18 protein-coding genes are annotated in these 14826 nt (G+C 61.3%); 1 reads left to right on the top strand and 17 read right to left on the bottom strand.

Annotated features, from left to right (window positions below; translation table 11 throughout):
- Positions 1–8: 8 nt before the first annotated feature.
- From HW561_RS07410 to HW561_RS07480, 15 genes are all read right to left on the bottom strand, one after another.
- Positions 9–3956, bottom strand: coding sequence for a baseplate multidomain protein megatron (locus HW561_RS07410; protein ID WP_176863215.1), 3948 nt, complete (start codon positions 3954–3956; stop codon positions 9–11).
- Positions 3956–4402 (bottom strand): NlpC/P60 family protein, encoded by a 447-nt coding sequence (locus tag HW561_RS07415; protein WP_176863217.1) that lies wholly within the window; start codon positions 4400–4402, stop codon positions 3956–3958. The genes HW561_RS07410 and HW561_RS07415 overlap by 1 nt, the downstream gene beginning before the upstream one ends.
- Positions 4399–5286: a DUF2163 domain-containing protein gene (locus tag HW561_RS07420; protein WP_176863219.1), complete on the bottom strand. Its 888-nt coding sequence runs from the start codon at positions 5284–5286 to the stop codon at positions 4399–4401. Before HW561_RS07420 ends, HW561_RS07415 begins: the two co-directional genes overlap by 4 nt.
- Positions 5286–5918 (bottom strand): DUF2460 domain-containing protein, encoded by a 633-nt coding sequence (locus tag HW561_RS07425; RefSeq protein WP_176863221.1) that lies wholly within the window; start codon positions 5916–5918, stop codon positions 5286–5288. The genes HW561_RS07420 and HW561_RS07425 overlap by 1 nt, the downstream gene beginning before the upstream one ends.
- Before the next feature lie 15 nt (positions 5919–5933).
- Positions 5934–6596, bottom strand: coding sequence for a phage tail tape measure protein (locus tag HW561_RS07430; RefSeq protein WP_176863223.1), 663 nt, complete (start codon positions 6594–6596; stop codon positions 5934–5936).
- Positions 6583–6792, bottom strand: a complete 210-nt coding sequence (locus HW561_RS07435; protein ID WP_176863225.1) for a rcc01693 family protein — start codon at positions 6790–6792, stop codon at positions 6583–6585. Before HW561_RS07435 ends, HW561_RS07430 begins: the two co-directional genes overlap by 14 nt.
- Complete coding sequence (locus tag HW561_RS07440; protein ID WP_176863227.1) at positions 6789–7109, bottom strand: gene transfer agent family protein; 321 nt, start codon at positions 7107–7109, stop codon at positions 6789–6791. The genes HW561_RS07435 and HW561_RS07440 overlap by 4 nt, the downstream gene beginning before the upstream one ends.
- Positions 7110–7113: 4 nt before the next feature.
- Positions 7114–7527 carry a phage major tail protein, TP901-1 family gene (locus HW561_RS07445; protein ID WP_176863229.1) on the bottom strand — a complete coding sequence of 138 codons (414 nt, stop codon included), beginning with the start codon at positions 7525–7527 and terminating at the stop codon, positions 7114–7116.
- A 20-nt stretch (positions 7528–7547) separates the two neighbouring features.
- Complete coding sequence (locus HW561_RS07450) at positions 7548–7961, bottom strand: DUF3168 domain-containing protein (protein WP_176863230.1); 414 nt, start codon at positions 7959–7961, stop codon at positions 7548–7550.
- The gene (locus HW561_RS07455; protein ID WP_176863232.1) at positions 7958–8296 is read right to left on the bottom strand and encodes a phage head closure protein; all 339 of its coding nucleotides are present in this window, start codon (positions 8294–8296) and stop codon (positions 7958–7960) included. Before HW561_RS07455 ends, HW561_RS07450 begins: the two co-directional genes overlap by 4 nt.
- Positions 8293–8892 (bottom strand): head-tail connector protein, encoded by a 600-nt coding sequence (locus HW561_RS07460; protein ID WP_176863234.1) that lies wholly within the window; start codon positions 8890–8892, stop codon positions 8293–8295. The genes HW561_RS07455 and HW561_RS07460 overlap by 4 nt, the downstream gene beginning before the upstream one ends.
- Positions 8893–9062: 170 nt before the next feature.
- Positions 9063–10244, bottom strand: coding sequence for a phage major capsid protein (locus HW561_RS07465; RefSeq protein WP_176863236.1), 1182 nt, complete (start codon positions 10242–10244; stop codon positions 9063–9065).
- Between the two features lie 33 nt (positions 10245–10277).
- Positions 10278–10823, bottom strand: a complete 546-nt coding sequence (locus HW561_RS07470; protein WP_176863238.1) for an HK97 family phage prohead protease — start codon at positions 10821–10823, stop codon at positions 10278–10280.
- A 26-nt stretch (positions 10824–10849) separates the two neighbouring features.
- Positions 10850–11068, bottom strand: a complete 219-nt coding sequence (locus HW561_RS07475) for a GTA head formation protein, RCAP_rcc01685 family (RefSeq protein ID WP_176863240.1) — start codon at positions 11066–11068, stop codon at positions 10850–10852.
- A complete protein-coding gene (locus HW561_RS07480; RefSeq protein ID WP_176863242.1) occupies positions 11061–12224 on the bottom strand; it encodes a phage portal protein in 1164 nt (387 codons plus the stop codon). The genes HW561_RS07475 and HW561_RS07480 overlap by 8 nt, the downstream gene beginning before the upstream one ends.
- Before the next feature lie 404 nt (positions 12225–12628).
- Between HW561_RS07480 and HW561_RS07485 the strand changes: the two genes are divergently transcribed.
- A complete protein-coding gene (locus tag HW561_RS07485; RefSeq protein WP_176863243.1) occupies positions 12629–12964 on the top strand; it encodes a hypothetical protein in 336 nt (111 codons plus the stop codon).
- Between the two features lie 173 nt (positions 12965–13137).
- Here the strand turns inward: HW561_RS07485 and HW561_RS07490 are convergent, their stop codons facing one another.
- Together HW561_RS07490 and HW561_RS07495 are read right to left on the bottom strand one after the other, a co-directional pair.
- The gene (locus HW561_RS07490) at positions 13138–14508 is read right to left on the bottom strand and encodes a DNA-packaging protein (RefSeq protein ID WP_176863677.1); all 1371 of its coding nucleotides are present in this window, start codon (positions 14506–14508) and stop codon (positions 13138–13140) included.
- Positions 14417–14761 (bottom strand): hypothetical protein, encoded by a 345-nt coding sequence (locus HW561_RS07495; RefSeq protein WP_176863245.1) that lies wholly within the window; start codon positions 14759–14761, stop codon positions 14417–14419. Before HW561_RS07495 ends, HW561_RS07490 begins: the two co-directional genes overlap by 92 nt.
- Positions 14762–14826 lie beyond the last annotated feature (65 nt).

Below are 14826 nucleotides of genomic sequence, written 5' to 3' on the forward strand. Positions count from 1 at the left end.
GATCCGGTTTAACCAATCGCCAGATAGGACGACACGCCCGGCCCGTAGATGGCAGAAACCTGAGCCACTTCGATCTCGTACGACCCGGTCAGACCATCCGCCATCTTCATGGCCGTGGAATACGTCCATCTGGGTTCAGCCGTGACAACTTCGCGCAGCAACGTACCCTCGGCGCGGACACGCAGCAGATAAGATTCGCTCTCCTCACCCAAGGGAACGTCCAACCCGGCCCAGTCATCGCCATCCTGCCGCGTGCGCCGTATCCAGGAGACATCATCACTCGCCGAAGACGATCTGACCCGTAAATGCGCGGGCGCATAGGGGCGCAGACCATTGCCGTCGAACGTCTCGACCAGATGCTCATACGACGCGTCGTCATAACTGCGTGTGGCCGGGCCGATACGGTAATGCTTGGCCACGCGCCGCTCGGTCCGGAGCAGGCTGGTCTGCTGAATCCGGTCATTTAACAGCACGAACATCGATCCATCGGGCCAGACGTCAGGCATCAATGCGTCGGTGCCCAATTGCCCCCGAAGCCGGCCTGACAAACTGTACACGCCCGGGTCCTGCAACGTAGCGTCCGCAAACTGGAACACCTCCCAGTTTCCGGGTGTGCCGTCCCCGATCGCGGCCAAGTTCAGACCGTTCAACAACGCCTCGCGCGGGTGCGATTCCAACAGACCGTCGATCAGGCTAACCCGCAGCGCCGCTCCTTCATCCCAAATCCCCGCGCTGGCTCGCCTTAGCGGCGTTTCGGTAAAGCCGATAACGGCCTGCCCAGTGATCACATCACTCAACGTGTAATTCTCGTCGTTGGATGAGCTGAAGACCGCTGCGCTGCCGGGCCAAGGATCGGCAGACACAGCCAGATACGGCGCATGCGGCACTTCAGAGCCGGTGATCAACGGCAGGTCCATGAAGACCGGCAGCACGGGAACAGGCGCAATGTACGGTTTTACCGAGACGGGATCCTCTTGCAGTTCCGATGCCTTGTAGACCCCCTGCTCGATCCGCACCGCTTCGGCCAGTTGCATGTCGGACTTCTCCAGCCGGTCGATCCGGTACAGCGCATTATGGTCATCCTCGGACAAGCGCACCACGTCCCCAGCGCCCAAGTGCATTTGGGACGGCGGCAGTGCAAACCGCGCAGTATCACGGGACACGCGTGCTTCGCTCAACCAGCGTTCGGCAGTCTGGCGACCTTCCGAACGCGTCATCGACAGCGGCATTTCGTTTACGGACACCGAATGCGTACTGGTATCCGGCAGCACCGCCTCTTCAGCGACCAGATCGTGATCCGCGTCGGACTGGACAAAGCGCAAACGCACGCGCCCCGTCATCTCAGCCTCGGCTTCCCGGCGGAATTCGACACTGCCTTCAAGATCTGAACTGACGGCCAGATGATCGGGCACCAGCGGGATCGCTCCGTATCCGTCCCGCATCTGGAACCGCAACACGCCATCCCGCTCAATCGCGTCAAATCCATAGCGCAACATCAAAGGTTGCAGAGCCGAGCGCGCATCGGACACGTCCTGAATCAGATACCCCCGCACAACACCGTACAGCGCCGAGACATCAATATCCGTGACCCCGGCCCCATAACAGATTTCCGTCACCACCGACGCCAGAGTTCGTGACCCGGACCGACCATTCAACCAGTGACCTCGGGCATAGTTCTCACCATCGCTCCACTGATTCAGCAGGTTGGGAAACGTCGGGAACGGGCGCGCGTCCCAGGCCCACACATAAGCGTTGGACAGATCCACCATGGGTGCGCCGTAGATCCCCGAAATCGGATTGATCTGTGAATCCGCCCAATAGCCCAGCGTCGCCGTCAGGTACTGAACCTGAATGAAGTCGTCCCGCAACCCGTTGGAATGGGGCGGAAAACTTGATTCAGAAGACTTGGGATCCAGGAACTTGTTCGGCCGATTGGTGCCCTTGTCGATGGCGGCGCAACCTAGCTCGGTAAACCAGATGGGTTTCGAGCCCGGCACCCAGTCTGTCGGGTTCGCCTGTCGAACACCTCCAATCCGCTCGTGGTGAGTATTCGACCACCAATTGCGCAAATCCTTATATCGCCAGATCCACGGCTCGCCATGCTCTGCGTCCTCGATCGGCGTCCTGATCTGGGCCTCGGCCTCTTCGGGCGAGGCATAGTACCAATCATAGCCCTCACCGCCTTCGACGTTACCGCGTAGATAATCCAGATCATAGACGGACGGCGCACCCGATGCAGCGTCCAGATGGTCCTCGCCTTCGCGCCAATCCGACAACGGCATGTAGTTGTCGATACCGATGAAATCGATGTTGTCATCCACCCAAAGGGGATCGAGATGAAAGAATCTGTCGCTGGTACCGGGCGGCTGATAGCCAAAATATTCACTCCAGTCCGCCGCATAACCGATTTTCGTGTCCGGTCCTAAAATCTGGCGCACCTCGGCTGCCAGACCGCGCAGTTGCGCCACCGCCGGAAATCCCGAAAGCCCGCGAATCTGGGTGAGGCCGCGCATCTCGGAGGCGATGCAGAACGAATTGACGCCACCCGCAGCTTTACACAACGCAGCATAGTGAAGGATGAACCGCCGCAGCCCCCATTCATCCGGCCCGCGATATTGTACGGTTCCGGCGCCTACGACAAAATCACTGGCGCGCGCCTGTCCGAAAAACGCCGCAACTTGTGCATCAGCCGCGGCTGTTTGATCCGGCGATCCCGTCTGTCCGGGCGCGATGTCCAGCGTAATTCGCCCGCGCCATGGCAGATGTGGCTGGTTAGTGGCATCCGACCATGGATCGGACAACCCATTGCCCTGCAACTGATCCATCAGGATAAAAGGGTAGAACATGACGCGTTTACCGGTCGCTTTCAGATGCCGAATGGCCTCGACCACCGATGCATCCGCGGGGGTGCCGCCATAGACCGGACGGTCATTCTGGTGTCGGACGACCTGTGCCGTTTTGCGTTTCAGGCCCGACACGGACCAAGGCATGTTCTTTCCATCAATGTCGTCGCGTACAACCTTGGGTGTGATCTGGCAGGCGCCACAGCGTAGATCACCCCCGAACCACGACACGATCAGCGAGGCCGCCTCGCATCCCGGTAATTCTTTTTCCAATGCGCGGGTCGAAGTCACCAGATCCGACAACCCGGACGCAGAATTGACATTCGCAGCCCAGCTTGTGCCACGCTGCTTGGAATAGTTCACCTGACTGCTGGCCAGCGCGTATTCACCCGTGCCGGGCATCAGTGCCACGGCGCGGACAATCCGGGATATAGACTCATCGTGATCCGGCATGCCGGGTTGCGCCGGGCGCACCACCTCAAACGAGAATTGTGGCACCCGATTGCCAAAAGAGGACAGTTGGAAATCCTCGATCACGACATATGCCGTTCCGCGATAGGCCGGAACAGTACCCCCGCCCTCAATTGCCTCGATCAATGGGTCGGGCAATTGGTCGTCGGTGCCACGATAGATACGCATGTTCAGACCGGCGCGCTCCTGCTCTTCACCGTCTGCCCAGATACGCGCAATATCGGCGATCTCACCCGCCCCCACCGCAATGGCCAGCGAAACCGAATAGCTATAGGTGACCGTTGTCACCTTCGGCGGTTTGGGAGATCCCTTACCCCCACCGCCACCCTCGGTTGTCGAGCTGCGGGTTTCCAGAAAATCCGATGCCCAGATCACCTGCCCACCAACGCGCATCCGGCCAAACGTGGTCGCGACCGACGCACCTTCACCTGTTTCGGTCAGGCGGAACCGGTCCAGACGACCGGTCTCGACCACCTCGCTGCCGCCGCCCATGACGGACTGGCTCATCAAGCGTTGGTCAATGACACGACCCAGCGTGGCCCCCACCGCCCGCCCGATGACTGCGGTCGACAGACCCGCGACCGTACCCCCGATCGAACCGCCCAGCGCAGCGCCAGCTGCGGAAAGAAGAATAGTAGCCATCAGAGCTCCTCCACCGGGAATTCAAAACAGGCGACGACCCTGCGGCGCCACGGTTCGCTCAGCGTGTTTTCCACCACGCCATAACCGGAATAGGCATGGATAAAGCGCGGCACATCCCCCGCACCGCTCACGATACCAAGGTGCTTGGCCACGCCGCTGTCGCGCATCCGGAACAACAGCACATCACCCGCCGTCAGGTCTGCAATTGATTTTTCCACCAAATGTCGGCGCGCCGCTGCCCACATGCGTTCCTCGCCCTGTGGCTCGGACCAGTCCATGCTGTAGACTGGCACCGCCTCTGGTTCCCGCCCGACCAGCGCGCACCATACGCCACGCAGCAAGCCCAGACAATCGGTGCCAGCACCCTTCACCGACGCCTGATGCACATACGGCGTCCCCAGCCACGTGCGCGCCTCGTCCACAATGTCCTGCCTGTGTATCGTCACCGTATGCTGCCCCCTGTATTCGACTTCTCTTTCTTGGGCACTGCCATTACCCAATCCTCACCCGGAAGGTCGGGAAAGCCTTGAAAGTTCAGAAAGTTGTTGAATTTCAATCGACAGGTCTGCATGCGCTTGTCGCAACCCGCCGTCAGCCTCACCTTATGGCCAGCGCTCAATCCGCCGCCGATGCTGGACCACAGCGTAATCTCGCGACCACCACGCACCAGGCGATCCTGCTTGATCGAAGCCCACAGACCAGCCGCAGGGCCGGACACCACATCCAATCTGCCGCGTTCGAACCATCCCTCATCAGCGGCATCTCCTCCGGCCAGATGCAGCGACGTGCCGCCGTCAAATCCGACAATCTCGGCCTCGGCCCAATACCCCGGAGCGTCGGTGTTGAACCGGCATTCCCCGTCCCCCAAAACGGCGGTGCACGGCTTTTGGTAGATACGTCCAAGTGGTCGGTTCAGCAGATCTGTCAAGCCGCGCAATTCGGCATGAAAGGCACCGCCTGTCCGGCGCAGCTCTCCGATCGAGCCCCTGAACTGCAGCACGCGCTGATCCAGATTGGCCCAATTGACAAGCCAGGCGCGCACTTCCGCTCCGTCAAAGCGTCCCGCCTCGATATCATCCTCGCGCACGGCCGCATCGGACAGCGCGCCCATCGCCTCGGTGTTGTCAATCGACAAGCCCGTGGCCTGTTCAATCGCGGCCGCCGTCAATCCGGTGCTGGCCTTGAAGATCAGCCCGTCAAAGGCAAGTTCCATGTCGTGATCGGTAAACCCGAAAAACTGCCCGTCGGTGCGGGTAATTGCCCAGCACCGGCACACGGTGGTCAACCCGCTTTGCAGATGGGCCTGCAAACCCTGTTTGTCCCCGCTCATCACACGCGCACCTCGACGACCGGAACATTAGGTGCGTCGCCCGCCTGAAAGCTGGCCACGCTGGTCTGGATCTTGTCGGTATCAAAGCGCACCGGAACGTCAAACTCGAACCCGGCGGTGATTTCCACCTGTTCCGGTGGTGGATCCGCAAAGGTGATCAATCCGTGCGTCAGGTCCACATCAAAGTCGACACCCTCCTGGATCTCGTCCTGATCCAGCCCCAGCCGCACAGTTCCCAACACCGGCTTGGTAATGGGCCGGACATAGCTGACTCCACCTGAGCTATAGGTCTTAACCAATTGAAATTCAGTCTGAACACCATCGCCGCGCGCAACGACCTGATCACCCTTTTCCACATCCGCCGTCGCCGCGCCGGATTTGAAATCCGACCAATCCTTCCACCGAAAGCCGAACATCTGCCCCTGCCGCGCCTCAAAGAACGAGATCATGATCTCGATGTCATCCAGCGACCGCATCCCCAGACCCGCGTCATAGCGGCGGCGTGAATGCGCCCAGGGCGTATTGCGCTCTTCGAAACCATTGGCCAGCGTCACGATATCCGTGCGCCGTTCGGGCCCACCGACTGACCCGAAACTCAAGCTGGCGGGAAATCTCACCTCGTGGAAATTCATGACATCCTCCGGAAATTATCTATTGCGATTGCCACGGCCCAACGCGCGGCTCATCTGGGCGGCGATCTGGCCCTGACTGCGCCGGAACCCCTGCACATCGGGTGTCGTGACGTTCATCACCACGTTCACTGCCCGACCGCTGCCCGAATTGCGCACGCCCAGCTTGCCATCGGGGCCGCGGGCCAGCGGCATGATCGCTTCCGGCCCTGCCTCGCCCATCAATCCGGTGCCACCGCGCATCGGAAAGGTGGTCGGGCCGCTGACCACTCCACCATTGGCGAAGGGCATCACCCGACCCTGAGAAAAACTGCCGCCATCGGCAAACGGCAAAAGCCCCTTCACCAGACCGCCGACAGAGTTCGCCAGCATGCCGCCAAAATGATCCGTCACCGGCTTGATTGCAGCCGAATAGGCCGTGCGGATCATCGAGTTCTTCAACACATCCAGCGCATCCGACAGGTTCATCCCGTCCAGCACCACCCCGTCAAAAGCTTTGCGCAAACCGCCGGACATACCGCGTTCCAGTGTCGCGACATCCTTGCCGGTCTCTTCAAAAGCCGCGCTGATCCGTTTCATCTGCCCGTCAAAGGCAGCAGCCATAGACGCCGCATCCCCAAGCGAGTCGCCCAGCGCCGCGCCCCGTTCCTCCAGGTCGTCTAACCCGTCACGATCCGTCATCACGCTCTCCTTGTGTCTTGTCCGGGTATGCTGCCAACAACGCATCCAGCCCGGTCCGGTTCATCGCGGGCATCCCAGCGCCCTGCCCCAGCATCAACCGCAGCTCTGCCGGGGTCAGACGCCAGAATTGCTCTGGCGTCAGGCGCAGCCCCAGAAATCCGGCACGCATCAATGCAGGCCAGTCGAACCCGCTCATGCCTGCTCCGGCACCATGAAGGCCCGTGCCAGCAGTTCCGCTGCCGCCCGCGCACCCGCCATCGGGCCGCCTTCGATCTCGGCGCGCAGCAGGTCGGCACGGACCACATCAGTCCCACCGCCCCGCAACCCTGCCACGATCAGCGCCAGCACATCGCTGCTGGAGTAAGCCCCGCCTTCAAATCGCTGCACCAGTTCCACCAGCGACCCGGCACCCAGCTCCTGTTCCAGTTCAACCAAAGCGCCCAAAGTCAGCTTGAGCACCCGCCGTTCCCCATCAATGGTCAGCGCCACCTCGCCCGTCCACGGATTGGCCATCGGCTTACAGCGCGGTAAAGGTCAGGGCGCCGGCGCTGGCCAAGCTCATCTCGTACGTCGCCTCGCCATTATGCGAGCCCGCATACTCGATGCCTGTGACCTGAAACGCGCCTTCAACGATGCCAAAATCCGGGATGATCACCTGAAACGCCGGTGTTTCGCCGTCAAAGAACAGTTGTCGCGCACGTTCATCCGTGCCCGCATCCTTGAACACGCCCGAACCCGAAATCGCGGCCGATTTGACCCCCGCACCGGACAGAAGCTCGCGCCAGCCTCCCTGGCTCTCAAGGCTCGTCACGTCCACACTTTCGGCGTTGAAGCTCACTCGCGCGGCCCGCAGCCCCGCGATGGTTTCAAACAGGCCCGAGCCGTTCATATCCACTTTGACCAACAGGTCTTTTCCGTTCTGGGCACCCATATGCTCTCTCCAATGATTGCTTAGTCGTCTTCCACGCGGGCGCGGAATTTCAGGTCGATCTGGCGGATTGCGCCACCGGTTCCCGTACGTCTGGCGCGGGCGCGTTCGAACCACAGCCCCACCAGACGCCCCCGATCCAGGGTCAGTGCCGCGCCCGCAAGCGCATCGCACACCGCCCCGGCCAATGTCTTGGCCGCGCCAAATCCGGCGGCCTCGGACACTACGGACACAGTGAACCGGTGCACCGCACCTGCGCCCGACCGATCCGAGGCTTCACGCACGTCTTCCGGGCCCAGTGTCACGTAGGTCTGCGGGACCGCTCCGGCGGGCACGGCGTCATAGACCGCACCGCCAGAAAGTGTGTTCACATCGCCATCTGTTGAGAGCTGCTGATAGACCGCAGCTTGCAAGGCGGCTGAAACGCCATAGCTCATGCCGCCACCTCCTCGTCCACAAAACAGGTCAGATACTGACCTCGCGGATCACGTTCAGCGACCGCGCGGATCACGAAGCGACGGTTGCCTTCCCGAAACCGCTGATCCGGCGCCGGGCGCATGCTTGACCCTTCGGATGCACCACGCACGACGATGCGATAGCTGACCCGTGACACCGGAATGCCCGCAATCGCCCGCTCTGATCCGCTGCGCGCCGTAACCTCGGCCCACAGCGTCCCCAGGGCCTCCCAAGTCTCAGTGTATCCACCCGCACCATCGGCGCTGCGAACCGGCGCTTCCAACACCAGCTTTCGGTTCAGACGTGGCGCTTTCATTGCACCACCCCCGACCCAAATCGCACCATCCGATAGCGCTGGATCAGACTGGTGACACCAAATGGCATGCACCCATCGCTCAGCGCCGTTTCATCGCGGTATTCGTAGTAATGTGCGGCCAGCAGCAGCACCGCCTGCCCCAGATCAGCGGGCAGCCCGCCCCAATCAGCAGCCATACCCGCGATAAAGGTGATCTTTACCGACCCACCGGTCGCAATCGCAGGCAAAGCCGACGCGACAGGGCGCAACCGAGGACGCTGACTATCGCGCTCCAACCGGTAGACGTCCGGAGTGGCAGCACTCTCGGCTCCCACCGCATCCGTCATCGTCACCGCATCAACGACAGTCACAGGCGCAACTGGCAAAACCTCACCCGCCTGATCTCTCCATTTGCTCAGGCTCCAGGAGAAATCACGTTCGATCAGAACCTTACCTGTTCGGGCCTCAATCGCCGCAATCGCCGCGCGTAGAAAGCCTTTCAGCACCTCATCCTGCACATTGGCCTCGGCAAAGCCCGTGCCCAGCCGCAAATGCGCCTTGAACTGATCCACCGGCAGCGCCGCATCCGCGATGGCGGTTTCTTCGATCAACATCATCCATTCACTCCGCAATCTCGGACCCCTCCGGGGGCCTCACTCAAGAAAATGGCGGGCACGCGCCGCCCCACGTTGCTCGGACGGAGGGGAGCAGCTAGACAACGCGGGGGATCTCACCCCGGCCCGCGCCCGCCGCCCGAGGGGCCAAGGCCCCCCGGATTCAGCCCGCCTTAGGCGGTGCCGAATTTCACCAGCTTGATTGCAGCAAAGTCGCTCACATCGCCGCCAACGCGCTTGGTCGCGTAGAACAGCACATGCGGCTTGGCGCTAAACGGATCGCGCAGCACACGCAGATCAGGACGTTCGGCGATGGTGTAGCCCGACTGGAAGTCACCAAAGGCAATCGAGAAACTGTCAGTGCCCGCATCCGGCATGTCCTCGGCAATCAGCACCGGGTACCCCATCAGGCGTGCGGGCTCACCGGCAGCCAGACCATCCGACCACAGGAAACGACCATCGCTGTCCTTCAGCTTGCGGATCAATCCGGCGGTTTTCGAATTCATCACGAAGGTACCGTTCACTCGGTATTGCGCACCCAGCGCATAAACCACATCGACAATGGCATCCGCATCGACATCCCCGTCGATGCCCGTCGGCACATAGCCCAGATTGCCCCAGGCCCAGACGTCATTATCCACCTTGGCGTGGTTCAGAATGCCCTTCGGCTTGTCGGCACCGTCACCCGCAATGAACGCCGCCGCCTCGGCCCGCGCGAACCTGTCGGCGATACGACCGGCCAGCCAACCCTCAACGTCAAAAGCACTGTCATCCAGCAAACGTTGCGAGGCTTTCGGCAGCGCGCTCAGCTCGTGCAGCGCGATGGAAATCCGGTCAATCGACGGGGTCGCCGTCTCGGTCGCAGCCGAACTCTCATCCGCCCAGCCCGCGCCCACATCGGTGTGGTCGATCAGCACGTCGAACGAGTTCGCCTCGACATTTACCACCGACGCGATCGAGCGGATCGAGGCAGTGGATTTCAACACCGACTTGATCATCTCAGCCGTCTGCGGATCAACCAGATAACCGCCATCGCTGTTCACAGCGCTGGACAGCGATTTCGCCTCCATTTCCAGCCCGCGCAGCGCATCATCGTCGCCGCAGCGCACATAGGCGTCAAAGGCCTTCTGGTGCGGCGCGCCGTCTTGGGTCGAGGCTGCAAGATGCGGGCGCGCCGCGATGGTTGATTTACGATCCAGCATGGTCAGTCGCTCTTCTGTTTGTTGTAATTTGGTATTAACTTCAGCCTTCAGGCCCTTGAATTCGTTCACGAAGCCAGTCATCGCCTGCTTCACCTCCTGAACAACCAGGGGCACACCCTCTCCGGTCAAGGCCGGGGTTTCGGTCTTGCTCATCAGCACTTCCTTTTTGGGTGGGTTTGGGGCGCGCTAGGTCCGCGCCAGCTCCTGCCGGGCGTGATCAAACACCTCGACAATACTGCGCCAGGTGTCGTCGACATCGGGATCCGTCCCTTTTGCCGCCACCCGCGCACTGGGCAGCATCGGGAAGGTCACCAACGACACCTCCCACAGCTCCAGTTCGATCAGGACCCGCTGGCCCTTGTCATTCTTCACAGCCCGCTTGGTACGATAGCCAATCGACAGTCCGTCAATGGCACCCGCCCGGGTCAACTCCGCCGCCTCACGACCTTTCTGCGTGCTCTCCAGCAAACGCCCTTTGACCCACAGGCCCCGGTCATCTTCGCGCACCTCGTCCCATACCCCGATGGGCTGCGCGGGGTCGTGCTGCCACAGCATCTTGACCCGCTGACCCGCAACTTTCAGCCCGTCCAGCGAACCGCGATAGGCACCTTTCTGCACCACGTCGCTGCCCTGATCGACCTGGCCGAACAGGCTGGCATAGCCTTCGATCACTGCATCCTCGGCCACCGACAACCCGTCGCCGAACCGTGCAAACTTGTGTTCCAAATCCATGAACACCTCCTCGTAAGCCTCTGAATTCACGGCGTTGCCGCCAGAATGGATTGAAACGCCTGCGCCAGGATCACTGCCGCCACGCCATAAACCGCCAGCCACAACCGTTTCTCCAGTCGCTCCATCATCTCTTCGATCTGATCCAGCCGCCTGCACAGATGCGCGTGCTGAATCTCTGCCACCCGCTCATGCGCAGCCAGACGCAGGCCCGGCGCGCAGTCGAACGGCGGATATCCCTCACTCATCGGCACGCTCCGGCAACCCCAACAGTGCGCGTTTCTCGGCATCCGTCAGGAACTCGGCCCGGCTCACCCGCGTCCATTGCGCATCGCGCTCGGCAGACAGCGCGGGCACCTGATCCAGATCGGGCTTCAGCATCAGGTCCTCTCCGGTAAAGCCCGCCAGCCATTCCGACACCGCCGCCGCCACCCGCGTCACCAGGGGCAGCACGGTCAGGCGATAAAACGCCCGGTTGGCCTCCTGATAGTTCGAATAGGTCGCGTCGCCCTGAATCCCCAGCAACATCGGCGGGACCCCAAAGGCCAGCGCGATCTCACGGGCGGCGGCTTCCTTGGTCTTCTGAAACTCCATGTCCGAAGGGGAGAAGCCCATCGGTTTCCAATCCAACCCCCCTTCCAGAACCATCGGCCGCCCGGCGTTGCGCGCACCTCGATAGTTCTGCTCAATCTCATCGGACAAGCGACGGAATTGATCCTCGGCCATAACGCCGTGCCCATCGCCGCCCTTCCACACCAGCGCCCCCGAAGGCCGCGCCGCATTGTCCAGCAGCGATTTCGACCACCGAGACGCGCTGTTATGCACATCAATCGCCATCGCTGCCGCCTGCATCGGCGAGAACCCATAATGGTCATCCTGAGGATGGAACGACTTGATGTGACAGATGACCTCCGCCGCAAACCGATGTGTCTTGCCCCCGGCCGTATAGTCATACGCCTTGGGCCAGCCATCCGCCCCCGGCACCACGCTCATCCGGTCCGAGCGCAGAACGTGCAATTCGACCGGCAAGCCATCCTCGGCCTGAACCGCCTCGACATAGGCGTTCCCCGACAGCAGCAACTGCCCGAACAAGGCTTCCATCAACTCTGCCCGCCCCTGCGCCGCATTCGGACGTCGCATCAACCTGAGGATTGGATGCACATCAAACCGCTGCGCCTGATCCTGCAGCACCAGAGGCAGAGCCGCCGCCGCCTCGGCAATCAGCTTGACGGATCGAAACCCCACCGGGTTCCCCGAAAACCCCGTCCGCGTCAGCGAGACCGTATCCCGAGGGCTCCACGCCACGCGCCCGCCCGTCTGCCACGCCACCACAGGCCCCGCCGCGCTCGCCTTTGCCTCCGGCGCGCTCCCAGCCGATCCACGACGCAAGAAATCGAATACCATCTGTGCTCCTTTCTGCCGCCGCTCTGCCCGGCTTGTTGAAAGGAGTTATGACGGAAAGAAGTTTAGGGCTTGGGAATGGAGCGTACGGGGGGTGGGCAACGGGATAGCTGTAGCTGCATTGACATGGGGCTACGCAGCCGAAACGAGTTCAAATCCTATGCTGATGACACTCCTGTCGAATCCGCAACTTCATGCAAGCAAGATCGGATCATTATGAGTAGTTTCTCAGCCTCCGGAACATAGTCCAACAGTATAGGATAGTATGTCCTGCCTAAGAGCATCGGATGGCCGGGATGGGATAGTCCAAGCCCGAATGGTTGCACCTGCTGTTCCGAAAGAAGAATGCCAACTTCAAGTGATGGATAAGGGCGGCTATCGACTATTGAATACGGAAACGTCGGTGAATGTTCACACGAAACGACATAGAGCCGGACACCAAGCCTCCAGTTTCTACCCCGCCGGCAAACAATTACCCGGCTGTTCGTAACAAAATAGGCCAAGTTATACAGGACGTAGTGCCGTTGACTCGCGATGCTAAACGAAAAGACAACGAAAGCGAACGTCATTGCGCCGTATATCCAATACGCATCAAAGCGGCCAAACTCGGCATCGGCATTGATGAATGGAATAGTAGCCCACATGACGACCGAAGCGATCAACAGGAAAACATGAATCTTCCGCTCATCACCTACGGCCTGAAAGAACTTGCGGCCATATCCGGGTTCACCCGACCAAAGTAACTTATCGTTGGGGGCGAGAATATCTTTTAAATCAAATCTGTTGGTACTGGTTGTTGTGACCCTTTGCATAGCTTAGCCTTTACACTGTCAAATCTCCAGAAACCAGCCGCAAACAGTTGATAGTAAAGCTTGGTTAGAGCTTTGTTGTCGTCATTCCTTCCCGATCGCTAAGTTCACAACGCCCTTACCCTCGGCCGCCGATACGCCCCCGCAGGCCCCACAACCAGCTCATGCAGCGCCCAGACCAGTGCGTCGACGCGGTCGGGCGATCCCTGCCCCTCGAAGCCGCGCCCGGTCATCTGGCACATCTGTTCTTCCAACGCATCCAGCCCCGCCACATGCACCACCCGCCCTTGCTCGTAAAGGGCCGCTACAGGCTCGGCCCGCGCGACCTTGCCGCGAGACGCCCGCACCGCGCGGAACGGGACCAGGGGGTCCACTTGCCGCACAACCTCTTCCACCAGTTGCCCGCCCTGATTGACCTCAGCCACCAGCCGTTCACCCCCGAACTCATCCATCGCGTCAATCGCCGCCTGCGCCCAGCCCGCCGGGCCAACGCCCTGCACCGTCCGGTCTGCCAGCACATAGGCGCGCCACTCCTCGGGCAGTCCTTGCAATTGTGCGCCGACCACCACGATCCCGCAGGCATCCGCATTCGACCCCGCCGTCACCGCCGGGTCCAGCGCCACCACGATACGGTCCAACTCGGGCACTTGGCTAACCCGCGCCGCATCCAGCATCGACCCGGTCCACAGCGCTCCCTCAGCATCCGACAGCAGAACTCCGTCCAACTCCTGCCGCCCCAGCCGCGTGCCCGCGTACCGCGCCCGCACCTCCGCCAGAAACGAGTCCGCCAGATTGGCCCGGTTCGCCTCGGTCGGGGCATGGGTTTCAACTGTGGACGGAGACGCCAGCAATTCCTTCAAAACCTTCACATTTCGCGGCGTCGTCGTCACACAGACCCGCGGACTTTCCCCCAACCGCAATGCAAACTGCAACATGTCCCAAGTCTCACCGGCCTTCTTCCACTTGGCCAGTTCATCCACCCAGGCCGCATCAAACTGCGGCCCACGCAACCCCTCCGGATCGTGCGCGGAAAACACCTGCGCCTCGGCCCCGTTGGGCCAGATCAGTTTCCGCTCCGATGCCTTCCACTGGGGACGACGATCCGGCGGCGAGCACTGCAATATCCCGCTATCGCCAAAGATCATCACGTCGCGCACCTGATCAAAGGTCTCCCCCACCAAAGCCACCCGGCAAGCCTCCCCACGGTCTAACGGCAGTGACCCCTCGACCATCGACCGCACCCATTCAGCCCCGGCTCGCGTTTTACCCGCGCCGCGCCCCCCCATGATCACCCACGACCGCCAGTCGCCTTCGGGCGGTAATTGATGCGGCAACGCCCAGAACTCAAAAAGGAAAGGGAGGGCGCACAGCCCCCCCTCCCCGATCTCACTCAGAAATCTGTCTCGCACCGCAGCATCTGCGGAGGCGAGCCAACCTGCACCCGATCTCAGATCGCGCGCGCTCCAGGTCGAGCGCATAGCCCCCTTGGGCAATTCCGGCTTGTCTGTGATGTTGTTCGACAAAGCTTGTCTCCACTTTCTGACAACTTCGGATCAGCCCCTCTAACTGACCGAGTTGCTTGGCTGAACCAGCAAGATCTGCATCCTCCCCGGTACCGATCTGCTTGCGCAGGTCTTCCGCCGCTTGCCGCAGACCGCGAATGGATGCCTCCAGCGACTGCAACAGTTCTGCCGTCTGGGACATCCGCTCTTCCGGGGTAATCAAAGTCATGTTTGCCTGTGACCTCATGCGTGAGTGTTCTCCGCACGAGAGAAACGAAAAACGGCCACCGGGTC

Origin of the sequence: Ruegeria haliotis (assembly GCF_013377785.1) — a bacterium.
GTDB lineage: Bacteria > Pseudomonadota > Alphaproteobacteria > Rhodobacterales > Rhodobacteraceae > Ruegeria > Ruegeria haliotis.